The 22,847-nt window shown below is 40.1% G+C and carries 24 protein-coding genes; 7 read left to right on the top strand and 17 right to left on the bottom strand.

The annotated features are described in order from the left end of the window. Positions 1-22: 22 nt before the first annotated feature. Complete coding sequence (locus tag KXJ59_RS15680; RefSeq protein WP_295206767.1) at positions 23-1,282, bottom strand: class I SAM-dependent rRNA methyltransferase; 1,260 nt, start codon at positions 1,280-1,282, stop codon at positions 23-25. Positions 1,283-1,383: 101 nt separating this feature from the next. Here KXJ59_RS15680 and KXJ59_RS15675 point away from each other — a divergent pair, with 101 nt between their 5' ends. Together KXJ59_RS15675 and dnaJ are read left to right on the top strand one after the other, a co-directional pair. Further along, the gene (locus KXJ59_RS15675; RefSeq protein WP_295206765.1) at positions 1,384-1,953 is read left to right on the top strand and encodes a nucleotide exchange factor GrpE; all 570 of its coding nucleotides are present in this window, start codon (positions 1,384-1,386) and stop codon (positions 1,951-1,953) included. Positions 1,954-2,040: 87 nt separating this feature from the next. Next, the gene (gene dnaJ / locus KXJ59_RS15670) at positions 2,041-3,204 is read left to right on the top strand and encodes a molecular chaperone DnaJ (RefSeq protein ID WP_295206763.1); all 1,164 of its coding nucleotides are present in this window, start codon (positions 2,041-2,043) and stop codon (positions 3,202-3,204) included. A 7-nt stretch (positions 3,205-3,211) separates the two neighbouring features. Here dnaJ and KXJ59_RS15665 read toward each other — a convergent pair whose 3' ends face one another. From KXJ59_RS15665 to KXJ59_RS15650, 4 genes are all read right to left on the bottom strand, one after another. Beyond that, positions 3,212-4,972, bottom strand: a complete 1,761-nt coding sequence (locus KXJ59_RS15665) for a VWA domain-containing protein (RefSeq protein ID WP_295206761.1) — start codon at positions 4,970-4,972, stop codon at positions 3,212-3,214. A 75-nt stretch (positions 4,973-5,047) separates the two neighbouring features. Further along, positions 5,048-5,590 (bottom strand): hypoxanthine phosphoribosyltransferase, encoded by a 543-nt coding sequence (hpt, locus tag KXJ59_RS15660; protein ID WP_295206759.1) that lies wholly within the window; start codon positions 5,588-5,590, stop codon positions 5,048-5,050. A 6-nt stretch (positions 5,591-5,596) separates the two neighbouring features. Further along, on the bottom strand, positions 5,597-6,805 hold the full coding sequence (locus KXJ59_RS15655) for a glucosaminidase domain-containing protein (RefSeq protein ID WP_295206757.1): 1,209 nt from the start codon (positions 6,803-6,805) through the stop codon (positions 5,597-5,599). Next, positions 6,802-7,455 carry an O-methyltransferase gene (locus KXJ59_RS15650; protein ID WP_295206755.1) on the bottom strand — a complete coding sequence of 218 codons (654 nt, stop codon included), beginning with the start codon at positions 7,453-7,455 and terminating at the stop codon, positions 6,802-6,804. The genes KXJ59_RS15655 and KXJ59_RS15650 overlap by 4 nt, the downstream gene beginning before the upstream one ends. A 273-nt stretch (positions 7,456-7,728) precedes the next feature. On the opposite strand from KXJ59_RS15650, the gene KXJ59_RS15645 reads away from it, so the two are divergent. Together KXJ59_RS15645 and KXJ59_RS15640 are read left to right on the top strand one after the other, a co-directional pair. Then, positions 7,729-8,004 (top strand): hypothetical protein, encoded by a 276-nt coding sequence (locus tag KXJ59_RS15645; RefSeq protein WP_295206754.1) that lies wholly within the window; start codon positions 7,729-7,731, stop codon positions 8,002-8,004. A gap of 108 nt (positions 8,005-8,112) precedes the next feature. Next, entirely contained in the window at positions 8,113-8,751 is a 639-nt protein-coding gene (locus KXJ59_RS15640) for a hypothetical protein (protein WP_295206752.1), read from the top strand. A gap of 48 nt (positions 8,752-8,799) precedes the next feature. Here KXJ59_RS15640 and KXJ59_RS15635 read toward each other — a convergent pair whose 3' ends face one another. After that, positions 8,800-10,254, bottom strand: coding sequence for a sodium:solute symporter (locus KXJ59_RS15635; RefSeq protein WP_295206750.1), 1,455 nt, complete (start codon positions 10,252-10,254; stop codon positions 8,800-8,802). A gap of 160 nt (positions 10,255-10,414) precedes the next feature. Here KXJ59_RS15635 and KXJ59_RS15630 point away from each other — a divergent pair, with 160 nt between their 5' ends. Beyond that, positions 10,415-10,954, top strand: a complete 540-nt coding sequence (locus tag KXJ59_RS15630; RefSeq protein ID WP_295206748.1) for a TIGR00730 family Rossman fold protein — start codon at positions 10,415-10,417, stop codon at positions 10,952-10,954. On the opposite strand, the gene KXJ59_RS15625 is transcribed toward KXJ59_RS15630, so the two are convergent. Then, positions 10,935-11,531: a hypothetical protein gene (locus KXJ59_RS15625; RefSeq protein WP_295206746.1), complete on the bottom strand. Its 597-nt coding sequence runs from the start codon at positions 11,529-11,531 to the stop codon at positions 10,935-10,937. The two genes, KXJ59_RS15630 and KXJ59_RS15625, sit on opposite strands and share 20 nt — an antisense overlap. A 29-nt stretch (positions 11,532-11,560) precedes the next feature. Next, positions 11,561-12,982: an FAD-linked oxidase C-terminal domain-containing protein gene (locus KXJ59_RS15620; protein WP_295206745.1), complete on the bottom strand. Its 1,422-nt coding sequence runs from the start codon at positions 12,980-12,982 to the stop codon at positions 11,561-11,563. Between the two features lie 273 nt (positions 12,983-13,255). On the opposite strand from KXJ59_RS15620, the gene pckA reads away from it, so the two are divergent. Then, positions 13,256-14,848 carry a phosphoenolpyruvate carboxykinase (ATP) gene (gene pckA / locus KXJ59_RS15615; RefSeq protein WP_295206744.1) on the top strand — a complete coding sequence of 531 codons (1,593 nt, stop codon included), beginning with the start codon at positions 13,256-13,258 and terminating at the stop codon, positions 14,846-14,848. A gap of 210 nt (positions 14,849-15,058) precedes the next feature. Here pckA and KXJ59_RS15610 read toward each other — a convergent pair whose 3' ends face one another. The 7 genes from KXJ59_RS15610 to KXJ59_RS15580 form a co-directional block, all read right to left on the bottom strand. Then, on the bottom strand, positions 15,059-17,209 hold the full coding sequence (locus KXJ59_RS15610) for a peptidase domain-containing ABC transporter (RefSeq protein ID WP_295206742.1): 2,151 nt from the start codon (positions 17,207-17,209) through the stop codon (positions 15,059-15,061). Next, positions 17,206-18,348 (bottom strand): HlyD family efflux transporter periplasmic adaptor subunit, encoded by a 1,143-nt coding sequence (locus KXJ59_RS15605; protein ID WP_295206740.1) that lies wholly within the window; start codon positions 18,346-18,348, stop codon positions 17,206-17,208. The genes KXJ59_RS15610 and KXJ59_RS15605 overlap by 4 nt, the downstream gene beginning before the upstream one ends. Before the next feature lie 9 nt (positions 18,349-18,357). Beyond that, the gene (locus tag KXJ59_RS15600) at positions 18,358-18,780 is read right to left on the bottom strand and encodes a CPBP family glutamic-type intramembrane protease (protein WP_295206739.1); all 423 of its coding nucleotides are present in this window, start codon (positions 18,778-18,780) and stop codon (positions 18,358-18,360) included. A 214-nt stretch (positions 18,781-18,994) separates the two neighbouring features. Continuing rightward, positions 18,995-19,189, bottom strand: coding sequence for a hypothetical protein (locus KXJ59_RS15595; protein WP_295206738.1), 195 nt, complete (start codon positions 19,187-19,189; stop codon positions 18,995-18,997). A 14-nt stretch (positions 19,190-19,203) separates the two neighbouring features. Further along, positions 19,204-19,392 carry a hypothetical protein gene (locus KXJ59_RS15590; RefSeq protein WP_295206736.1) on the bottom strand — a complete coding sequence of 63 codons (189 nt, stop codon included), beginning with the start codon at positions 19,390-19,392 and terminating at the stop codon, positions 19,204-19,206. A gap of 388 nt (positions 19,393-19,780) precedes the next feature. Next, a complete protein-coding gene (locus KXJ59_RS15585) occupies positions 19,781-20,200 on the bottom strand; it encodes a retroviral-like aspartic protease family protein (RefSeq protein ID WP_295206734.1) in 420 nt (139 codons plus the stop codon). A 182-nt stretch (positions 20,201-20,382) separates the two neighbouring features. Beyond that, positions 20,383-20,823 carry a GNAT family N-acetyltransferase gene (locus KXJ59_RS15580; RefSeq protein WP_295206732.1) on the bottom strand — a complete coding sequence of 147 codons (441 nt, stop codon included), beginning with the start codon at positions 20,821-20,823 and terminating at the stop codon, positions 20,383-20,385. A 113-nt stretch (positions 20,824-20,936) separates the two neighbouring features. Between KXJ59_RS15580 and KXJ59_RS15575 the strand changes: the two genes are divergently transcribed. Further along, positions 20,937-21,329, top strand: coding sequence for a VOC family protein (locus tag KXJ59_RS15575; RefSeq protein ID WP_295206731.1), 393 nt, complete (start codon positions 20,937-20,939; stop codon positions 21,327-21,329). 20 nt (positions 21,330-21,349) lie between these two features. Here KXJ59_RS15575 and KXJ59_RS15570 read toward each other — a convergent pair whose 3' ends face one another. Further along, positions 21,350-21,994 carry a DUF998 domain-containing protein gene (locus tag KXJ59_RS15570; protein WP_295206729.1) on the bottom strand — a complete coding sequence of 215 codons (645 nt, stop codon included), beginning with the start codon at positions 21,992-21,994 and terminating at the stop codon, positions 21,350-21,352. A gap of 204 nt (positions 21,995-22,198) precedes the next feature. Beyond that, on the bottom strand, positions 22,199-22,834 hold the full coding sequence (locus KXJ59_RS15565; protein WP_295206727.1) for a deoxynucleoside kinase: 636 nt from the start codon (positions 22,832-22,834) through the stop codon (positions 22,199-22,201). Positions 22,835-22,847 lie beyond the last annotated feature (13 nt).

Genomic DNA, 22,847 nt, shown 5'->3' with positions numbered 1-22,847 from the left:
TTGAATTTTGGCTTTTAAATTTTTATTTATCAGAAACTTCTACAATCAAAAACTTCAAATAATTCGTATTCTCCATTCCCCAGATAATCGGATGATCGCTGGCCTGTGCCTGAAAGGTAACCTGTCTTATTTTTTTGCGTGCATCTTTAGCAGCCATTTCAATGGTTTGTAAAAAGAGATCGGGCTGTACCAGATTGGTACAACTAGAGGTTACAAGGAAACCTCCATTGCGTATGAGCTTCATTCCTCTCAGGTTAATTTCCTTATAACCTGTAATTGCTTTTTGAATATTTTCCCTGCTTTTGGTGAAAGCGGGTGGGTCTAACATGACAACATCATATTGTCTTCCATCTTTACCCCACTGTTTCAACACATCAAATGCATTCATGGCTTCAAAACGACAGATATTTTCAAGTCCGTTTAAAGCCGCATTGCGGTTTGCCTGTGCCACTGCATTTTCAGAAATGTCCAAACCTAAAACAGATTTAGCGCCATAATGCGCCGCATGAATTTCAAAAGTACCCGTATAGGTAAATGCGCCCAATACTTCGGCTCCTTTTACTATATGCTGAATAGCGCGCCGGTTATCCTGCTGGTCGAGAAAATAACCTGTTTTCTGTCCATTTTCAATATCAACATGAAACTTCAATCCATTTTCATTGATGATGATATTGGTATCGAAAGGGGCAGATAAAAAACCTTTGTGTTGTGGCAAGCCTTCCAGTTCACGAACGGGTACATCATTACGCTCATAAATACCTTTGGGGGAGAATAGGGATTCGAGTGCTTTTACAATAGCAGGTTTCCATTTATCCATACCCAGCGAAAGGGTTTGTAATACAAAATAGTCATTGAATTTATCAATGATTAGTGCCGGCATATAATCGGCTTCGCCAAAAATGAGCCGGCAGTTTTCGGTATAACCAATTTTCTGGCGATAGCTCCATGCTTCAGCTATCCGGTTATAAAAGAACTGCTCATCGATTTCTTCTTTTTTACGGCTTAACAAACGCACCATGATCTGCGATTTGGGGTTCACATATCCCCGGCCGGCAAATTTTCCGTCGGCATAAAAAACATCAACAATATCGCCTGCTTCCACTGGTCCTGATACCCTTTCCACTTCATTCCCGAATATCCAGGGATGGCCATTGGCGATCCTGGGAGCGATCTTTTTCCTGAGATACACATTTGTCATGGCGCGAAGATAATCCATAGCCCCCAGAGCCCATGCTGTTAAAGCGACCTGTAAATCGGGAAATAGCTGTATTTCAACTGACAAGACCCGCTTTTTAGCCCTACAAACTGCCATTTTTTCCCGTTTCTTTGCATCGGCAAAATTTTTGACAGGTAATGCCACAATAAGTATTAAGTAAAATAACCATGGAAGAACAGGCAACAACTACCTCAAACGTAAATGAAGAGCTGAATCAGGGTATTGATATCAATACAGATGAAAATGCCGCAGGTACCTCACACCTGAATGAACCTGTGACGGATGACAGCCAGCTGGATAAATTACAGGCCGAATTACAGGAGCAAAAAGATAAATACCTGCGCCTCATGGCCGAATTCGACAATTTCAGACGCCGAACAGCTAAAGAACGTATTGAACTGATACAGACTGCGGGTAAAGACGTAATCGTTTCTCTGCTTGATGTGTTGGATGACTGCGATCGTGCAGAGAAGCAATTACAAAGCAGTGATGATATTACCGTTCAGCGGGAAGGTATTCAACTCGTTTTCAATAAACTTCGTTCCAATCTGCAATCCAAAGGGGTAAAAGCCATGGAAAGTATTCATGCAGATTTCGACGTGGAGAAACATGAAGCCATTACGGAAATTCCTGCCCCAACCGAAGACCTGAAAGGAAAGGTATTGGATGAAGTAATGAAAGGATATTTTTTAAATGATAAAATCATTCGCTTCGCGAAAGTGGTGGTAGGGAAATAATTTGGAGATGTCAGATGTCGGATATCAGATGTCTGATTTGAAAAATAAATCAGACATCTGACATCCGACATCAACAAATAAAACACAATGGCTAAAAGAGATTTCTACGAAATATTGGGTGTGAGTAAATCAGCTTCTGCCGATGAGATTAAAAAAGCTTATCGGAAAGTGGCTATGCAATACCACCCCGACCGTAACCCAGGTGATAAAGAGGCCGAGGAAAAGTTTAAAGAAGCTGCTGAAGCATATGAAATTCTCAGTGACGCGGATAAAAAAGCCAAATACGACCGTTATGGCCATGCTGCGTTTGGTCCGGGTACAAGTGGCGGCGGAGGAGGATACAGTAATATGGATGATATCTTCAGTCAGTTTGGAGATATTTTTGGTGACGATATGTTTGGCGGATTCTTTGGTGGCGGAAGCAGAAGAAGCAGTGGTGGTGGAGGCAGGGCTCGCGGACAAAGAGGTAGTAATCTTCGTATTAAACTCAAACTGAATTTTGAAGAGATTGCAAAAGGGGTTACGAAGAATGTGAAAGTGAAGAAACATGTTTTATGTAATACCTGTAACGGCAATGGTGCGAAAGATAAAAACAGTGTACAGAATTGTGGAACCTGCGGCGGCTCTGGTCAGGTAAGAAGGGTAACCAATACTTTCCTCGGACAAATGCAAACAGTAAGCACCTGTCCAACCTGTAATGGAGAGGGCTCTACTGTAACAGCGAAATGTGGTAGTTGTAAGGGAGAGGGAAGGGTATATGGAGAAGAAACCATCAGTATAGATATCCCGGCAGGAGTGCAGGAAGGCATGCAACTGAGCATGAATGGTAAAGGGAATGCAGGAGAACGTGGTGGGTTTGCAGGTGATCTTATTATTCAGATTGAAGAAGAAGCACATCCTGAATTACAACGCGATGGATTGAATGTGGCATACGATCTTTATTTATCATTCTCTGATGCCGTTTTTGGTACACAGGTAGAAGTGCCTACTATTGATGGCAGGGCAAAAATTAAAATACCTCCCGGTACACAGAGTGGAAAAATATTCAGACTGAAAGGGAAGGGTTTCCCGGAAGTACAGGGTTACAATAAAGGCGATCAATTGATTTATGTAAATGTATGGACACCCCAGCAGGTAAGCGATGAAGAAAAGCGTATACTGGAAAAATTAAGTGAGAGTCCTAATTTCAAACCCAATCCCAATAAGAGCGATAAAAGTTTCTTTGAAAGGGTGAAGGAAGCTTTCAGTTAATACCAACTTATTTTCTTTTTTTCTTTGGCGGATGATAGAGCAGGATGGCCTGCTCTATTAATCTGCCAAATTCATTTTGGAGAAGATCGTTCCGGCGGATACCTGATTTTGCAAGTGTTAGCACATCTTCTAACTGATAATCTTTTGTGTATTTCGAGTTTCGTAATACGGAGCCAAACATGGCAACTGCTGCCGCAAAACGATACATACTATCTGTCTGCTGAATACTTACTCCCTGATAATTAGCTGAAAAAAACTGCTGAACAATATTATTGGTACCAGGCTTTTTATAACTGAGCTGTATAGCAGCCAGCAATTGTTGAACGGATGCGGCACTGTCTTTGGCAGGTGTTATTTCAAAAATGGCCATGATGCTATGGCCACTACCGATTTCACCACCTTCCAATACGCTGCTGCTGTCTTCCAGGGCAGTTTTTTTATTGTCAAAACCAATCAACCTGTAATCTGCTACAGTAGCAGGGTTAAAACGAACTGTGATGGCGGCATCATCGGCAACCGCAAAAATGGTTTTGGTGAATTCCTTTACTAAAACTTTTTCAGCTTCCCTTGCCTGGTCTATATAGGCGAAATTGCCATTTCCTTTTTTCGATAATGATTCCAGTTTACTGTCTTTATAATTACCCATGCCAACACCCAGACAGGTAAGGTAAATACCTGTTTGCTGATAGCGTACTATCAATTCTTCCAATTCCTTTTCGGAGGACTGTCCCACGTTAAAATCTCCATCAGTAGCAAGTATTACACGGTTATTGCCTTGGGGTATAAAATTGTCTTTGGCCAACTGGTAGGCCAGTTCAATAGCGCCAGATCCGGGTGTGTCTCCACCAGCAGATAATGAATCTATTGCGTTTTTAATGGTTTGCTTAAAGGCTCCACTGGTTGGCGGAAGTACAATACCCACACCGCCTCCATAAGTGGCAATAGTAATAGTGTCGCAATCGCGCAGGTTATTCACCAATAATTTGAAAGCAGATTGTAATAGAGGTAAACGATTGGGTTTGTCCATTGATCCCGATATATCGATCAGGAATACCAGATTCGATGGAGGTACATTTTCCAATGGTATGGTGGGTGCTTCTATCTGAAGAAACAATAACTGATTAGTCTGGTTCCATGGACAACCTGTGTGTTTAAAATTAAAATTGAACTGGTCTATGTTTTTTTGGGATAGGTTTTCAATAATCGGAAGGCTGAAATAATTCAGCATCTCTTCAATACGAACAGCATCTGCCGGTACAAACATCTGGTTCGAAATAAAACGCCTGATATTACTGTAAGCAGCATTATCAATATTGAGTGAAAAGCCTGTTTCGGGGAATGCGGCTGCTTTGATAAAATCATTTTCAATCAGGCCACTGTAACTTTCTCCCTGTTTTGCATATGGAAGGTAAGCATTGGTGTTAGCGTTGGAAACAATAGAAGCCCTGTTATTCCTGTATAATTTTAAAGTGCCTGGTAATGTTTTTAGCTGAAGCCGTTGAAACTGTCTGCTGTCAGCCAGTACAGAAAGTTTTTCATAACCTTCTAAATGAAGTGATAAGGAGTCTTTGATTTGTGTTACTGAAATGCCGAATGCTCCGGAACTACCACTTGAAAACAATTGTCGTGGTTTTGATTTGAGCTTTATTTTAACACCTTCGAGTAATACCCCATGTTCGTTTCTTACCTCACCACGAATATAATATTGCGCAGTGGAGAAAAGACAACAGGCAAGACAGCACAGTAATATCCAAATGCGTTTATTCATTTGGCGAAGGGGTTTCAATTACAATATAACGCTAAATCAAGATACCCAGGTATGGATGTTGCTGTTAAAGCCTTGTTATGCTTCGGTTTTAAGCTGGTAGATTTCTTTGATATTTCTGCCCAATCCATCGTAATCAAGCCCATAACCCAGTACAAAACGGTTGGGGATGGTAAAACAGCAGTAATCCATCTGTATAGGGTATTTCATGGCATCGGGCTTGTGTAAAAGCACGGCTACTTTAAGTGATAAGGGCTGTTGATTGAAAAGTTGTGGTAAAAATTCGCTCATGGTTTTACCGGTATCAATAATATCTTCCAGTATAACCACATGACGATTATTGATCTCTGTGTCAAGTCCGATAGCGGTAATCACCTGACCGGTAGACTTGGTTCCTTTGTAAGAAGCCAATTTGATAAAACAAATTTCTGCTTCAATGGATAATTCTTTGAACAGATCAGCTGCAAACATGAAAGAACCGTTCAGGATAGCGATGAATAATGGTTTTTTGCCCGCATAATCTGTATCGAGCTGTTTCGCCAGTTCTTTAACTTTTTCACGAATCAGGTCTTCGGGTAAATAGGGAACAAAATCTTTATCGTGAACAGTGATCACATTCATCTTGAATTATTTTGTGTTTTTGGGTTTTGCTTTTGCAGCGGCACTTTTAATTTCAGCCGGAGAACGGAGATATAGTTTTTGACCTGCTGAAAGCTGGCTGTCTTTTTTAAGCTTATTGTATTCGAGCAGGCTTTCGAGACGAATACCTTCTTTCTGACCAATTGCATGTATGGTTTCACCAGTTACCACTTCATGCAGATCGGATGCACCTCTTTTTTGTTTTTTCTCGATAAATAATAACTGGTCTGTTTCCAGTATATCGGTTTCCGGCAACTCATTGAAATCAAATAATTTACTCAGGCTGATATCGTACCGGTGTGCCAATGCGAGGAGAGATGTACCTTCTTTGGCATAAATGGCTTTTGTGTGGTTAATGGTAAATACACCATCGGGATAGGGAGCGGTTTTTTTCTCTACAGCAGGTTCTACTTTCTTTTCAGGAACTATAGTGTCTTCAGTTTTATCGGCAATATCTTCTGCAGAAGCCTGAACCGGAGCAGTTTTTACTTCTTCTTTTATCTTGTTCTCCTGTACCTTATTTTCTTTGTTCTTGTCAATTTCTGGAGTCTTGTCTTCTTTTGTTTTATCCTGTTCCTCTTTTGCCCAGTGAACAGGTGTTTTTGAAATGTCTATAGTAGCTGTAACCTGCTGAGCGGGCGCCACTACAGGAGCATTTCTATTGTCTTTAATAGCAATGGCCAGCATGGTATACTGGTGCAGTTTATAATCTTCAATAACCTTCAGTAATTTTTCAGGATAGGTAGAGCTGGTGGCATAACCTGCACGTTTAAGTCCATAGGCCCAACCGGTAATATCAGTAGGTTCCAGTTTAAAAAGAAAAGAATAATGTGGTCTGTTTTTCAAAAAATCAGAATGGTCGCGGTACGATTGTTCAGCAGTAGGGTATACACGAAAGCATTCTCCTTTGGCATCATCGTCATGATAGGTTTTTTCACCTGTCCATTCAGTTTTACATTTAATACCAAAATGATTATTGGCATTTTTGGCCAGCGGACTCTCTCCGAACTGCGATTCTAAAATACCCTGCGCCAGTTTAATAGATGCGGGTACACCTGTACGCAGCATTTCTTCGATAGCCAGTTCTTTATAACTATTGATATAGGCTTCTGTTTTTTCTTTCACTGAAAGCGTCTGCGCCCTGCCGATTGTACAGGCACAACAATAAACTGTCAGTAATAAGATCCATTTTTTCATGCTTCTTTCTTTTTAATCAGTAAGAGCCCATCCCTGATGGTTAATAATACCTGTTCCGTTCTTTCATCCTGCTGCACATGTTCATTGAATGCATGGATGGCTTTCCCATTTTTTCCGCTGATCGGGTCTTCCAATACCTGTCCATGAAACAACACATTATCTGCAATAATCAGTCCATCCTTATTAAGACGTGGTACCAGTTGCTCATAATAACCGATATAGCCGGTTTTATCCGCATCTATAAAAACCAGATCCCATTGATATTCCAATGCTGGTATAATCTCTGCGGCATTGCCTACGTGCAAATGTATCTGATGATTTCTTTTGCTTTTGCTAAAATAGTTCCTGGCTGTGCTGGCATCTTCCTCGCGACATTCAATGGTATGGAGCTCTCCGTCTGGTTGAAGACCTTCAGCCAGACAAAGGGCGCTGTACCCGGTAAAAGTACCTATCTCTAAAACGTATTTTGGACGCTGAATAGTGCTCAGGAAGGATAAAAATTTTCCCTGGACCTGTCCACTCAGCATATGTGCCTGAGGGTGTTCTTGGGCGGTATAACCGGCAATTTCCTCCAAAAGAGCATCTTCAGATGATGTAAATGCCATGGCATAGGCTTCAGCTTTTGGGGAAAGAATCGGGGGGGGGGTCATAGGGCGAAGATACGAAACTGAGGGGTGGATTGGGGAATACATAATTCTCCAAAGGAGTTCTTCGGGCAAAATTCAAAATTCAAAAGTCAAAATTAGTTGGGGAGACTTGCTTACAGATAATTAATAGTGCAATAGCTATTTCGGAGGTTATAAAATTTATGGATGTGATGGTTAAGACATTGCTAAGATTTTGATATTGATGGGGCAGTGACTTTTTGAGATGAAAAATGAGTATTTTTAAAGAGATAAGATTACTCACAAAAATGATTTGCTATGGCTATGCCTGATTTCCCCAATGGATTTGATTCCTGGCAAAAAACACATTTTGAAGTGGTGGAAGTATTGTGTTATATCAGGGAACTGGAAACAAGTGAGCAACCCAAAAGTTTTGCGGAAATGGCAGACCAGACGGCAACGGAAGAAATGTACCAGCTTGCGCTTACCCTTACCAATAAGTATGAAGAACAAGCGAAAGGCAAAACCAGAACACGGAGCCTTTTTGATGAGATTGAGGAATTTGTATGGGCTGAGGTGAGAAAGGAGGAGTAGTCGTACTAAGTCTTGTAACAGGAGATATGACAAAGAAATATTTTAAAAATCCTATGCCAGATTACAATTATAAGAGAAGATTGTGATGGTATTATTCACTTAATCGAAATGAAGAAATTACTGGCAGTAATGCTTCTTGTATGTGGTTGTAAAGATAGAACAAGTTCGAATGAGGATAACTTGCTCCTTGCTTATGAAACTATTGCAGCGGATACTGTTTTTGTATTTCCGGCAAAGGATGATTTTAACGAAAACTATTTCTATCATGGGAAAGTCTTGGATAGCTTACAGATTTTAGTATTTCCCCAAGAAATCGCAGCCTCACATTTTAATGATCCACCAGGTCTTTTTGCAAGCAAGCGGATAAAAGTAGGAGAAAATTACTGGGGGCTGATAACAAGAAGCCCTTCTGTTTATTATCCGTCTTCAATTAAACTGTTTATATATAATGAACAAACAAAAAAAATAAACCCCTCCTACATTGAACTCGCTGAATCATTTGGTGATGCAGGAGATTCATTTGAAAAAGAATCGTGGATATTTACAAATGGAGGCAAGTTGAATATTCTCATTCATCAAAATAACAGCCATGATCATAGTCTGGATGAAGAACCAGATGATTATCCTGAAAATCATGACCAGTTTTTCTTGTTGCAGTTAAACAAAAGCAGGATAGATACTGTTGGCCGGGATTCTGCAGTACTGGCCATGAGGGTTAAAAAAATGAAAGAATACACTCACAGGTAATTATTATTTTCAATCCCGATTATCTATCCTTACTGATGCGTATTAACTTTAGTTGCTTGTAACTGCTTTTTTAGAAATTAACAACAATCCCAGAAAAGTAATTGTACCATTAATAATTAACAGCTCCAGTCCAATTTCAAAAGAACCAAAAATCTGTTTCTGAAATTTATCCAATACCAGGCATAACAATGGAGATGCTATACAAATAACAGGTACCAATTTATCATTTACAGCACGTTTTAGCAGGATTCCAAATGTAAAGAGGCCAAGTAATGGGCCATAGGTATAAGCTGCTACTTTCAGAATTACACCAATCATACTGCTGCTGTCGATCCATTTATATATCATCACAAATAAGAGAAAGATAAATGCAAATACCAGGTGTACGCGCTGTCTGATTTTTTTCTTTTGTGCATCGGTCCAGTCATCACGTCGCTGTAAGCCAATGATATCAATGCAGAATGAAGAAGTAAGTGCCGTAATGGCCCCATCTGCACTGGGAAAGAGAGCAGAGATCAAAGCAATGATGAATATTACCGATACCATGCTTGGCATGTGTTGTAATGCAATAGTGGGGAATAGTTTATCACCTGTTGCCGCGATTCCCTGTGCATCGGCATAAAGATGTAATAAACCACCAAGGAAGAGGAACAATCCTATTACAGCCAGCATAATAAAACCAAGGGTTACCACATTCTTCTGAGAGTCTTTCAATGTTTTAACAGAAATATTTTTCTGCATCATTTCCTGGTCCATGCCTGTCATGGTAATGGTTACAAAAGCACCTGCCAGTATCTGTTTCAGAAAAAAGAAACGGCTTTCAGGTTCAGTGAAAAATATTTTTGAATAACCTTTATCGCCCATGGCAGAAAGACTTTGACCAATACCCATATCTAACTGACTCAAAATATAGACTACGCATATTACCAGACCAATCAGCATGCAGGAAGTCTGTAAAGTATCGGTCCATACAATGGTTTTTACACCACCTTCATAGGTATATAGTAAGATCATCAGCAAAATGATGAGTGTTGTAGCCCAGAAAGGAATATGAAAACTTTCGAGGATGGCATCCTGCAGTATGCGTACTACCAGATACAAACGGGCAGTGGCGCCCAGTGTACGTGACAGGATAAAAAATGAAGCACCTGTTTTATAAGATGCAAAACCCAGTCGCGAACTAAGGTAATTGTAAATGGAAGTAAGGTTGAGTTTGTAATAAAGCGGCAGTAATACAAAAGCAATCACCATATAACCGATCAGGTACCCCAATGTTATCTGCATATACGCAAAAGATTCTTTTGCCACTGCACCGGGTACACTTACAAATGTTACCCCACTTAATGAAGTACCAATCATACCAAATGCCACCAGCATCCAGTTACTGTTTCTGTTACCGATAAAGAAAGAGTCATTTGTACTGTTTCTGCCGGTATACCAGGCTACAGCCAGTAAAATCAGGAAGTAAATGATGACAAAAGAAAACAAAAGCAGTGGCGACATAGCGTTATTATTTAAAGCTGAATAACAATCGTTCAGGGTAAAGATAGGGGTTGTTTGCGGTTTATTGCGGGAATTGAAACCCTAAGTTTTACAAATAAAAAACAGGCCCTTTTGGCTTGGAATGATAAAGCTGCTTACATTGTGGCGTAAAATGAGATGCATGCAGACAAAGCGTATTGCAGTTTTTTGCGGTTCAAAGAATGGGAACAACCCGGTTTTTCAGGCCGATGCTTCAAAGTTAGGTAAGCTGATGGCAGAGAAGGGAATTACGCTTATTTATGGCGGCGGTAATAAAGGGCTGATGGGAGCAGTGGCCAATGCTATTATGGAAAATGGAGGTAAAGCTATCGGTGTAATACCCGAAGTATTGCTTGAATGGGAGCACCAGCATGAAGGCATTACAGAATTACATGTGGTGAAGGATATGCATATTCGCAAGAAGATGATGTATGAATTGTGTGATGCAGCCATTGTATTACCCGGTGGTAACGGAACATTGGATGAATTATTCGAAATGCTTACCTGGAACACACTGAATATCCACAATAAAAAAATAATCCTGCTGAATGCAGCAGGATATTATCAGCATCTTGTGGCACATATTGAGCAGATGGCCGCAGAAGGTTTTTTATATGAAGACTGGCGCGAACGTCTGGTTGTAGCCAATAATGCCGATGAAGCTATTGCTTTTTTCGGTTAAGGTACACGCCAAAGCCCGCTCTGAAAACCGGTAATGGATCATTAAACTGATCACGATAAGGCGAGTTGATATTCTGTAACACATCAATCATAAGTGTAACATAGGAATACTGATTGCCAACAACCCTGCTGCCATAGCCAATACCTACTAATAAACTTTCTGCATTATAGTTATACCTGGCTGATTGTCCGGTGATGACATTCTTTTGAGAAGAGCTGATCCAGTTATATTCCGGCTGAACCTGCAGGTGTAAAAAGTTTACCGGCCAGATGCGTAAAAAAGTACCGGCACCGTAGTTGAAATTACGAAAACGGGTATTGCTGAAATCAGATGCATTCTGGGAGAAATAATTGATGTTCAGCGATACGCCGGCATCCAGCCATTTGTTAAGACTATAACCCAGCTCCGGATTTACCCCTACATTAAAGAAACGATTACCCAGTGAGAGGTTCAAACTTGAACCAAAGAACATGTTTTCTCTTTTAAAACCTTTGGGTTGTTCATCACTTTCATTTTGTTGTGCAAATACACTGGTGCAAAGCAACAAAAGACAGGTAAACAATACGCTTTTTTTCATGGTCATTGGTATTTATGCAAATGTACGGCTCAGTTCAGGTCAAAGATTTTACCTGCATTTAAAATATTGTTAGGATCAAATGCTTTTTTTATTTCTCTCATGATGTGCAGATTGGCATCGCGGAATACAGTTGCCATATATGGTTTCTGTATCAGTCCGATACCATGTTCTCCACTGATGGTTCCTCCCAGGCTTTTTACCAGTTCAAACAAGGCACGCAGGGCATGGGTCATTTCAGCATTGCCATGACTGTTTTTGATGGTAGGATGATTGATGCGTATATGCAGGTTGCCATCGCCGGCATGTCCATAACAAACAGCATGGAAGCCATATTGTTTGCCGAGTTCTTTTACACCTTTAATCAGCACAGGCAATTCTGCACGGGGTACCACAGTATCTTCTTCGATGGTATAACCACTTGTTTTTACGGCTTCTGCCACACGACGGCGTAATTTCCAGAGCTCTGCTTTTTGTTGTGCATCGTCGGCAAAAAATACTTCACCTGCATCAAACTGCGTAAGTAATTCAGCAATTGATTCCATTTGACTCATCAGCACTTCCATATTATTGCCATCTACTTCTATGATCAGGTGAGCGGCAATAGAATCATCAACAGGAACAGCTGTGCTGTCTACCATTTTGCTTACAATCTTTAATGCATCTATTTCAACCAGTTCCAATGCACTTGGCACAAAACCGGCACGGAAGATGGCGCTTACAGCTTCACTGGCTTTTTCGAGTGAAGCAAAAGGCACCAGCATTAACAGATCATATTTAGGAAAGGGAATAAGTTTCAGCACAATCTTGGTAACAATACCCAATGTGCCTTCACTGCCTACCACCAGTTGAGTAAGATTATAGCCAGTAGAGTTTTTCAGTACATTGGCACCTGTCCATATAATTTCTCCGTTGGGTAATACCACCTCAAGGTTCAGTACATAATCTTTTACCACACCATATTTTACTGCTTTAGGTCCACCACTGTTCTCGGCAATGTTGCCACCAATAAAACAACTGCCACGGCTGCTGGGATCGGGGGGATAGAAAAGTCCTTTTTCTTTTACAGCATTTTGTAAAACTTCTGTAATAACACCTGGCTCGGTAATGACTTGCAGGTTACGTTCATCAATAGTAAGAATGCTGTTCATTCTTTCTGTAGATAGCAATACACCACCCAGGTGAGGTAATGCACCACCACTTAAACCCGTTCCTGCCCCACGGGGAGTAACCGGAATCAGGTCTTTATTGCAAATTTTCAGAATAGCGGAAATTTCTTCAGCAGTCCGGGGTTTTACCACTACTTCAGGCAGGTATAATAAATGCTCGGTTTCGTCATGACCGTAATGATTCAGGTTTTCTTCATCTGCAAATACAAAAGCATCACCCAGTATGGATTTGAATGCTTGAATATGTTCGTGGGTGAGTGTTCCCTTAACTGCCGTAGCCGCCATGTTTTAGATAATTTTGGTAAAAATACTTCTTGACGAGGAGATGCTTGCAGGATTTTGCGCTTTTGCACCCATTTTTTTATAAAAACTTCAATTTTTGGGAGGAGATATTAAGGAAACACTACTATCTCATAAAATTCCTTGAATATCTTAAAAGATTCTCCGCAAACGATTGATGAATACCAATGTGTAGATACTACATAAAAAAATCATCGAAAGCGTTAAACAATTAATTTTGCCCAACTAACTAACGATTGTTCGTATATGATTGAATCTATGACCCAGCTAAACCTTCAGCAATTGACGGCATTGGGACTAAAACCAATGCATCATGTTCATTATCAACTAAGTCAGGAAGCATTAACCGAGCAGACCGTATTTCGTGGTCAGGGAGTATTAAACAATACAGGTGCCCTCTGTATTGAGACAGGTGAATTTACCGGTCGTTCTCCGCAGGACAAGTTTATAGTAAAAGACGCCATTACGGCCGACACTGTTCATTGGAACAATTTTAACATTGCCATCGAAGAAAAATATTTCTTCCAGCTTAGGGATAAGATGCTTAATTACCTGAATGGTAAAGAAGAGATTTGGGTACGTGATGCTTATGCTTGTGCCGATCCGGTTTACCGGATGAATATCCGTGTGATCAATGAAAATCCATGGAGCAATTTATTTGCCTATAATATGTTCCTGCGCCCAACGGAACAGGAACTGGAAAACTTTACACCTGAATGGCATATTATTCAGGCTCCGGGTTTTAAAGCCGATCCTTCAGTAGATGGTACACGTCAGCATAATTTTGCAGTGGTTTCCTTTACACACAAAACCATTCTCATTGGTGGCACCGGTTATACAGGTGAGATGAAGAAAGGTATTTTCACCATCCTCAATTATGTATTACCTCAACAGAAAAATGTACTCAGCATGCACTGCAGTGCCAATATGGGTGATGCTGGTGACGTAGCTATTTTCTTTGGACTGAGTGGTACAGGTAAAACAACACTGAGTGCCGACCCTAACCGTAAACTCATTGGTGATGATGAACATGGCTGGACGGGTAACAGCGTATTTAATTTTGAAGGCGGTTGTTATGCCAAAACCATTGACTTGAGTGAAGAAAAAGAACCTGAGATATTTCATGCCATCCGCCCCGGAGCATTGGTAGAGAACATTGGATTTATTACTGGAACTAACCAGATTGATTTTTCTTCTAAAAAAATTACTGAGAATACACGTGTAAGCTATCCTTTGCATTTTATCAGTAATGCAGCTGAGCCCAGTATTGGCGGACTTCCTAAAAATATTTTCTTTCTTACCTGCGATGCATATGGTGTATTACCACCCATCAGCCGTTTAACACCCGGACAGGCCATGTACCAGTTTATCAGTGGTTACACAGCCAAAGTTGCCGGTACAGAAGCAGGAGTAACAGAACCTAAATCAACTTTCAGTGCCTGTTTTGGTGCGCCTTTCCTGCCACTGCATCCGGGTAAATATGCAGAGATGCTTGGACAGAAAATGAAAGAACATGATGTGAAAGTATGGATGATCAATACAGGTTGGAGTGGAGGATCGTATGGTGTGGGAAGCAGGATGAAATTAAGCTATACACGTGCTATGATTACTGCTGCATTAAAGGGTGAACTTGATGCTGTACAGTTTGAACAACACCCTGTGTTTGGTATGATGATGCCATTGAGTTGCCCTGGTGCGCCGGCAGAAATACTGAACCCCAGAAATACCTGGGCCGATGCTGCTGCATACGATGCAAAAGCAAAAGACCTGGCACAACAGTTTATTAATAATTTCTCAAAATATGCTGCGGGTGTCAGCGAAGAAATTCTTCAGGCAGCCCCTAATGTATAACTGATTACGGTATCGCCTCAGGCGGTATAAACTCGGTCTCTTCGATTGCTTTGTCTGTTTGAATGGGATCCCGTCACTTGTGGCGGGATTTCTTTTTTTAAGAAAGAAGAGATATGATGTGAAAGGTAAAAGTCGTAAAGATTCTTTTCAGAAGTGAATCATAAATTAAAAAATAAGAATAAGCAATAAACCTCAATACAGCAACTTTACTCACTTATAATGGCACCAAAGCTCACAGTATGGCCCTTTATTCATAAGAAGCATTTCATGATTTCCTTCTTCAACTAATTTCCCTTTTTGTAGAACTAGTATTGTATCGCAATGCCTCACAGTAGACAACCTGTGCGCTATGATGATAATGGTTTTACCCTGTTGCTGAAACCACTGAAGGGTTTGCTGAACCTGTTGCTCGCTAACTGGGTCGAGACTGCTGGTGGCTTCATCAAGTACCAGCACTTCCGGATTTCGATACAGTGCCCTGGCAATGGCAATGCGTTGTCTTTGCCCACCGGAAAGATTGGTACCCTGTTCGCTTAGCAGGCTGTTATAAGTATTGGGTAGCTGTTCAATAAAACCGTGTATTCCCAGCATTTGCGATAGGCTAATAATCTGTTGAAGGTCGGGCTCCGGATCGCCAATGGCAATATTTTCAATAATGGTTCCGCTGAATAGATCGATATGTTGTGGCACTACTGCAATCCTTTCTCTCAGACTTTTATGACTGATATGCTGCATGTCGATTCCGCCGATACTGATACTTCCTTCTTTGAGTGCGTAAAGATTTTGTAATAAGGATAATAAGGTTGATTTACCACTACCGCTTTCACCCACAATAGCAGTACTGCACCCTTTTTTTATCTGTAGTGTTAATCCTTCAAATACCATGGCTCTTGTTCCATAGCGAAAATGGATATTGTTTAAAAGTATATTACCAACCTGTTCAGGTTTGAGATGAATGCTGTGCTGCTGGTTATTTTCTGTTTCCAGGTCAATAATTTCAAATAACCGGTCAGCAGCTATCAATGCATCCTGTATTTGTTTATTGGCGTTGATTAGCGATGAGGCAGGACCTGTGAAATAACCAATCAAGGCATAAAATGAAAGGAGCTCGCCGGGAGATAGTTCTCTGTTGATCACAAAATAACTTCCGGCCCATAACAGACCGATAGTGAATATGCGGGTAAAAAATTCTGCCCCCGTTCCTATATAGAGTGAATAAATACTGCTTTTATATACGCTGTGTAACAAATTGAAAAACCGGGTTTCTGTTTTTTCATTGGCATAGTTTTCGAGTCCGAATCTTTTGATCGTACCAACAGCATTGAGGCTTTCTACCAGTTGTGTTTCCAGTTCTGCAGATTCTTCCATCAGTTTCCTTTGCCATTTTTTATTAACACTATTACTGATCCAGTATAAAACAAGGTAAATCGGAACGATCATCAGCATCAGTAAAGCGAGCTTCCAGTAGTATAGAAACATGACAGCCAGACTGAAACAAATGATCAGTGTATTTACAATGATATTCAGGGCAACACTATTAATAAAGTCCCTGATTTTTACTGCATCATTTACGCGACTGATGATTTCGCCTACCCGCATGGTGTCAAAAAAACGTTGGGGTAATTTCAACAGATGTTTATAGTAGCTTAGTATTAAACGTGCATCAATCATTTGTCCGGTACGGAGCGCAAATACTGTTTTTAAGCCGCTAATAAAGAGTTGAAAAATCAATATTACAACCATCACAATGCTCAGCAGGTTCAGCAGGCGTATGTTCCCTTCTATCAGTACAAAGTCAACAATTTTTTGGATATAAAGAGAGGTCGATAAGCCAAGAATGCTATATAGTAATGCCCCTAGTAAAGCCTGTATTATGATTGCAGAGTGGGGACGAATTAACTGCCAGAATCGTACTGTATTAGCGATTTTTTGTTTACCAGCTACAAAATCATCATTTGGAACTAATAGCACAATCACGCCACTCCAAATTTCTTTAAACTTTGGAAAGGTTACTTTATGAAAAGCTCCATCACCGGGATCCATATAAGTAATATACTTTTTAATAACCTTATAAATAACCACATAATGGTGTAAACCATTTTTTAATACGACATGTGCAATAGCAGGAAGTGGAATTTTCGCTAAACTTTCTAATTGACCTTTGGCAGCTTTGATCTGAAAACCCAATCTTTCTGCTGCTTCAATAAGTCCAAGTACATTCGTACCCTGTTTATCTGTTCCTGAATATTGGCGAATGCGGCTCACGGGCAATTGTAAATTGTAATGTATGGCTACAGAAGCCAGACAAGCTGCGCCACAATCTGTAATGTCTCTTTGTTGAATGCGTATCTTTTTTTTCATGGCTGTTTTTTAGTAAGCTGCCCAGCAGGCGCGGTAGGATTCAGCCAATCGTCCACTTTGTCAAACAATAATTGCCAAAGGGTACGTTCAGTTACCGTAAACCTGGCCTGGAAACTGAGTCCTTTTTTAAGTATGCCCCTATAACCGTTTTTTAATAATAGTTGGGTATCATCGAAGGTGCAGCGAACTTTGAAAACGGGTTTATTGTCTAATAATGTAAAGTCATTGTCGATGGATGTAATTTTGCCTGTTAGTATTCCAAAATAATTGTAATCAAAAGCATCTATCTGAAATCGGACAGGTTGATTGATTTTCAACAACCCCATATCTCTTGTGCTGATATAACATTCACCAATTAAATCAGATTGCGGTGAAATAATGCAGAGCGGTTCTCCTGCGGTAATAAAACCTCCTGCATAACGGGTATTGACATGTTGAATCTCTCCGGAAACTGGAGCATATAAAAAATGGGTTTTCTGATGGCTTTCTATTTGTTTTCGCTGAGCAATAAACTGAGATGTTTCTGTTTTGTATCGCTCTAATTCGTTTTGCCAATTGGTAATCTGCTCCTGCTTAAAAGCATTGAATAAAGCAATTAAACGCTCTGATTCAATTTCCTTGTCAAAATGCTCTTTGCGTGCAATAACTTTGTCATTCAACAAAAGCGTATTGATTTCCTGTTCATGACTGACTTTTTTTATAGCAGCTTGCTGATCGGTTAGCTGGAATAAAAACCTGCTTAACTGAAGACGGTAAAGCGGTGTTTTCAGTAGTAAGCTGTGATAATTCTTCGCAGTAATCAGTAATTCAAGATCACTGATGAAGTTTAGCCGCTGTCTGACTTCAATATCGTTCAAGACTATTTGAGGGCCGGAAACATTGTCCTTAATTCTTGCTACCAATTGCCCCTGCATGATGGTATCTCCTTCTTTTACCAGTAAAGTATCAATGATGCCCGAAACAGCCGGTTTGAGTTCTGTTCTTTCATTAAGTGGCCGGATGATGCCTGGTGAAATAACAGAAATACTTGTTTTGATAAATGGGAGAGCAGATAGAGTGGAAAGAATAAGTAATAGTATTACTATGTAAAGTATATGCGTGTTTTTTCTGGAAGTATGTATACTATATAAATTGTTCATTATTGGTATTTATAAGTAGGCACTTACAATATCAACTATCAAACCAATACAGTTATAGATAGCATGGGCTATAAAAACGATGATTACCGGGTTTTGACGTTTGTGCCTTATGGCAAGGTATAGTGAGGCAAACAGTAGTCCGGATATAAATGTTTTGAGTATGTATTGCCATGAATAGTAATGTGAGATGGCGAAAAGTGTAGCTGAAACCATACAGGATACTAATGTTGCAGTCGCTTTCTTATTCAGGATAAATTTTATGACCAGGTGCTGGAACAATAAAGTTTCAATAAATGGACTAAGTAAAACCGCAATAAAAAAACCTTCAATTATTGATGTATGAACTGGTCCTGCAGTATGAGACGGGAAGAGGATAAGAGAAAAGATAAGTGTAATTAATACATCTATACCAACAGTGTACAATATAAGCATGGTTGTTTTCTGTCTGCCTAATCTGTTGATAAAATTATTATAATATCTATTAGCTGTATGGATACACATATTAATGGCATTTTAAAATGGATGCAGAAAGTAAAAAGAGCGCAAGAAAGAAAACAAACCATTGGAAAGTTGACAGTTTCTTTTTCATAGTTGTTAGAAATAAAAGAACTGAGTTCTGTTGCGAACTCAGTTCTTGCATGGTTAATTACTTTTTTAAATTTGCCGGCAGGGAGTGCTGGTACTCCATTGCCTGTTTTGAAAATTGCCAGATGGCATGGGTTGTTGCACCAATGAGGTAGGCTACATCGCGCCAAAACCCTCCACCTTCAATTGCCAGCATTTGTTCTGAAGATAACTCGCAGAGTCCTTCATACTTTAAAAGATCAATTGATTGAGTCATAGTAATACGATTTTTTATTTTACTGAATTCCATCCATCCACCAGGCCTTTTTTGATCTCATCCCAGTGATCGATGATTTCTTTGCCTACAGCGGCCCAGGTAATACCCTTTAACCACTTTGGCCATGCGCCTCCGGATATCTCTTGCATTTCGGAGTTGTCAAGATCGTCCAGATTCATCATTTTAAATTCTGGTAGTTGCATCTGCAGTATTTTTACCCTCACCTGTCTTTCGCCATGGTTCGGAGTTTGTTTATTCAGCGTCACGCAAAATTCCCGCTACCGTGAACTCGGTTTTTTCAGTTTTGCTTTTGGCTGGGCTGTCTATTACGAACCCCCAGGTTGTTTCGTGGCAACCAACGTTCTTTATTGTTTTTTCTTTGGGTCAATAAAGGTGTAATATCCCGCAATTCGTAGCTACTGAATGAGTAGGTTGTAGCATACGCACGGGCTACTGCATCATTGAAATGCATTACGTGTTTAAGGCTACAACTTTAAAATGCTGTAGCACTTTCTTTCTGAGGGGGGTAAAATATTGGTAGCTGTAAAAACTAAATAAGCTTCTATAATATCTTAGGCTGAGAATCGCTTTTTATTTCATCACCATCTGGACAAAATAGGGGTGTTCCGGATTCACCACCAATTCCTGTCTTTGCGGGTGAATCAATACATCCATATCTTCCATCGGGATGGCTCCCAGTAATGGTTCATTGTTACCAGGTAAAACCAGGGCATCCATATTTGACCTTCGGTTTTTAAAACGTACTTCTATTGGCCCTGCCACATTGTACTCGGCAATCTCACCATTGGCTAACTGAACCTTTCTTTTTTCCTTAATTGACAGGCTAAGTTGTTCGCAGATAGTTTCATTAATGGCCATCATATATGCACCACTGTTCACGAACATCGATGCATTCATCTGCTTTATTTCATCTGTACCAATCAGATGCCTTTTCGCAAGAATCAGCTCCTCGCCATTGATCAATGTAATAGTTGCATAAACTAAACCCATTTTTGATTGATTGTGGTGTAAAGATAAAAATGAAAATAATTGAAATGTTCGTAATTGTTAACAGAATTGATGACTGATGATAGTCGACTACGACCTGGATTATAGAATACGTGTGAGGCGAAGTGATTTTGAAAAATAACAATAAATGGTAGGCGGAGTGGCGGGAACGGTAAATGGATAAACTATTTTAGTTCCATATGTAAAATGGGGTAAGGCTTATCTGTTCCATCAAAAGGGGAACGGCTTTTTACAGTAAATCCAAAATTTTCATAAAACCTTCTGGCAGTTTCATTCTGTTCATTCACATCTACTTTGGTAATATGGTATTCTTTCAATGCATATTGCATCAGCTGTTTGCCTAAACCTTTTCCCCTTTGATCAGGGTCGAGGAAAAGCATCTCCATTTTATCTTCTGCAATACCCATAAAACCAAGTACCTTGTTTTGTTCATCAACAATGCAGGTAATTGCTACCAGTGAAAAAGCATGATGTTCCTGAATAATATTTTTGAAAAATAAAATATCATCCGGATCAAGAAAATGATGCGTAGCTCTTACAGAAGCCTCCCAGAGAACTAAGAGTTCAGGATAATCTGCCGCTACTGCTTTTCTAAGTTGGTACATGAGTTTAATTTATCAGTTTGCAAGATAATTATTATCAAAAAATGGGGTGTGACTTTTATACTATTACTTCTCTAAATCCTGTATTTTTAATAGCATGCCATATAACCGGAATCATGAAACAATCCATCATACATATCTCATTATTGGTAAAAGACTACGACGAAGCCATCGATTTCTATACAGGTAAGCTCAACTTTACACTGGTAGAAGATATGTACCAGCCAGAACAAAATAAACGATGGGTATTGATAGCCCCGCCCGGCTCTGATGGCACACAAATTTTACTCGCTAAAGCCTCCGGAGAAGAACAGGAGAAATGTATCGGTAACCAGACAGGCGGACGTGTGTTTCTCTTTCTGCAGACAGATGATTTCTGGCGAGACTATCGGCATATGATGAACAATGGTATTGAATTTGTACGGGAACCTAAAACAGAATCGTATGGCACTGTAGCAGTATTTAAAGACCTGTATGGAAATTTGTGGGACCTGTTACAGCCGAGTTGATATTTCGATTGGTTAACGGCTCAAATCTTTGCGTTATAATATAACCATGCAAGCAGCATGGGCCATAAGAGGTAACAAATAACCAGTAAACGGTTGAAGTATCCATTGATGCCAATTACGCCTGCCGGTAATTTTTCTGGCGGCGCAATAGCTGGTCCGAATGGAATACCCGCTTTTTTAAAACCTGAAAACAATAAAACCATTGATACGGCCATTAGCACCACTGATAGCCATATAGCATGTGCGGATAATAAAATGCTCAATCGTTCATGCGACCAGAAATCTTCTTTTATCAATGTATAACTGATCAATAATACCCCGAGCGGGAGAAAAGGTATACCAATGCCAAAAGCCATTCCATGCAGTTTGTGTTTCACATCAAACAAACCTCCCATGATAGCACCAATACCGGTTAGGAACAAGCATACAATACCAACAGAAGGCCAAAAGCCATGTACCAGGTTCCATAATAAAATAGAAGCCGATATAGAGCAAATACCCCAGCATACAAAGAAAACAGTGAGCAGCCATTTGTGTGATCCCAGCGCATATTCGCTGATCATACGCCAGCCGGGGTGAAATTCACGGCTTACAAAATGGAGTGTCAGGAAAGCCAATAAGGATACTGTTCCTGAAGCAAGTACCAATAATGCAATGGTGTTCATGGTAAAATAATTTATAAGAAACCGTTCGGTTGCAAATATATATGCAACTATCTGGTTTCGCAAAATTTATTTTTAAAAATAGGACAGATTGTTTTATAAAGGGTATTGCCACTGAAGACACTGAAACACACTGAACTAATTCTGTGTACTTCTGTGCTTTCAGTGGCAATAAAACAGTCGCCACAGTATTACAAACAGGTAAATTTAGAATAAGCCGAATAACATACCGTCTACCTTGCTGATGATCTCCCCAAAATGTTCCTCACTCTCTGCAAATTTATTCTTATCGCAGTCGATCACCAGTAACTGACCTTCTTTGTAACCATCGATCCACTTATTATAATATTCATTGAGGCGCTTCAAATAATCGAGCCTGATATTTTCTTCATATTCACGCCCTCTTTTCTGAATCTGGGCCACCAATGTAGGTACAGAGGCTTTCAGGTAAATGAGTAAATCAGGAGGCTGTACCATGGTTTTCAGGGTCTGAAAAAACTGGTAATAGTTATCAAAATCGCGTTTGCTCATCAACCCCATTTCATGCAGGTTGGGCGCAAAAATATTTGCATCCTCATAAATAGTACGGTCCTGTATTACGGTTTCCGTACCATGATGTATATCAAGCAGCTGATTCAAACGGCTGTTCAGGAAGTATATCTGCAGGTTAAAACTCCAGCGTGGCATATCCTCATAGAAATCCATGAGGTAAGGGTTATGGTCCACATCTTCAAACTGAGGAATCCAGCGATAATGCTTACTTAACATCTCTGTGAGCGTGGTCTTTCCGGCTCCTATATTACCGGCCACGGCCACATGTTTTGGTTTCTTGGTTTTCGCCATAAAAATGAAAATA

The sequence above is a fragment of the Sediminibacterium sp. genome, from assembly GCF_019264485.1.
Lineage (GTDB): Bacteria > Bacteroidota > Bacteroidia > Chitinophagales > Chitinophagaceae > Sediminibacterium.
Note: the sequence above shows the minus strand (reverse complement) of the source record. Positions and strands in the feature narration are given on the sequence as shown.

Coding starts and splice junctions, on each gene's coding strand:
- KXJ59_RS15675 (WP_295206765.1), top strand. CDS start 1,384: ATGGAAGAACAGGCAACAACTACCTCAAACGTAAATGAAGAGCTGAAT.
- KXJ59_RS15630 (WP_295206748.1), top strand. CDS start 10,415: ATGCAGACAAAGCGTATTGCAGTTTTTTGCGGTTCAAAGAATGGGAAC.
- KXJ59_RS15590 (WP_295206736.1), bottom strand. CDS start 19,392: ATGCAACTACCAGAATTTAAAATGATGAATCTGGACGATCTTGACAAC.
- KXJ59_RS15625 (WP_295206746.1), bottom strand. CDS start 11,531: ATGAAAAAAAGCGTATTGTTTACCTGTCTTTTGTTGCTTTGCACCAGT.
- KXJ59_RS15655 (WP_295206757.1), bottom strand. CDS start 6,805: ATGAAAAAATGGATCTTATTACTGACAGTTTATTGTTGTGCCTGTACA.
- KXJ59_RS15600 (WP_295206739.1), bottom strand. CDS start 18,780: ATGCTTATATTGTACACTGTTGGTATAGATGTATTAATTACACTTATC.
- KXJ59_RS15635 (WP_295206750.1), bottom strand. CDS start 10,254: ATGTCGCCACTGCTTTTGTTTTCTTTTGTCATCATTTACTTCCTGATT.
- KXJ59_RS15570 (WP_295206729.1), bottom strand. CDS start 21,994: ATGAACACCATTGCATTATTGGTACTTGCTTCAGGAACAGTATCCTTA.
- pckA (WP_295206744.1), top strand. CDS start 13,256: ATGACCCAGCTAAACCTTCAGCAATTGACGGCATTGGGACTAAAACCA.
- KXJ59_RS15565 (WP_295206727.1), bottom strand. CDS start 22,834: ATGGCGAAAACCAAGAAACCAAAACATGTGGCCGTGGCCGGTAATATA.
- KXJ59_RS15585 (WP_295206734.1), bottom strand. CDS start 20,200: ATGGGTTTAGTTTATGCAACTATTACATTGATCAATGGCGAGGAGCTG.
- KXJ59_RS15665 (WP_295206761.1), bottom strand. CDS start 4,972: ATGAATAAACGCATTTGGATATTACTGTGCTGTCTTGCCTGTTGTCTT.
- KXJ59_RS15580 (WP_295206732.1), bottom strand. CDS start 20,823: ATGTACCAACTTAGAAAAGCAGTAGCGGCAGATTATCCTGAACTCTTA.
- KXJ59_RS15650 (WP_295206755.1), bottom strand. CDS start 7,455: ATGACCCCCCCCCCGATTCTTTCCCCAAAAGCTGAAGCCTATGCCATG.
- KXJ59_RS15595 (WP_295206738.1), bottom strand. CDS start 19,189: ATGACTCAATCAATTGATCTTTTAAAGTATGAAGGACTCTGCGAGTTA.
- KXJ59_RS15610 (WP_295206742.1), bottom strand. CDS start 17,209: ATGAAAAAAAAGATACGCATTCAACAAAGAGACATTACAGATTGTGGC.
- KXJ59_RS15620 (WP_295206745.1), bottom strand. CDS start 12,982: ATGGCGGCTACGGCAGTTAAGGGAACACTCACCCACGAACATATTCAA.
- dnaJ (WP_295206763.1), top strand. CDS start 2,041: ATGGCTAAAAGAGATTTCTACGAAATATTGGGTGTGAGTAAATCAGCT.
- KXJ59_RS15605 (WP_295206740.1), bottom strand. CDS start 18,348: ATGAACAATTTATATAGTATACATACTTCCAGAAAAAACACGCATATA.
- hpt (WP_295206759.1), bottom strand. CDS start 5,590: ATGAATGTGATCACTGTTCACGATAAAGATTTTGTTCCCTATTTACCC.
- KXJ59_RS15640 (WP_295206752.1), top strand. CDS start 8,113: ATGAAGAAATTACTGGCAGTAATGCTTCTTGTATGTGGTTGTAAAGAT.
- KXJ59_RS15645 (WP_295206754.1), top strand. CDS start 7,729: ATGGCTATGCCTGATTTCCCCAATGGATTTGATTCCTGGCAAAAAACA.
- KXJ59_RS15575 (WP_295206731.1), top strand. CDS start 20,937: ATGAAACAATCCATCATACATATCTCATTATTGGTAAAAGACTACGAC.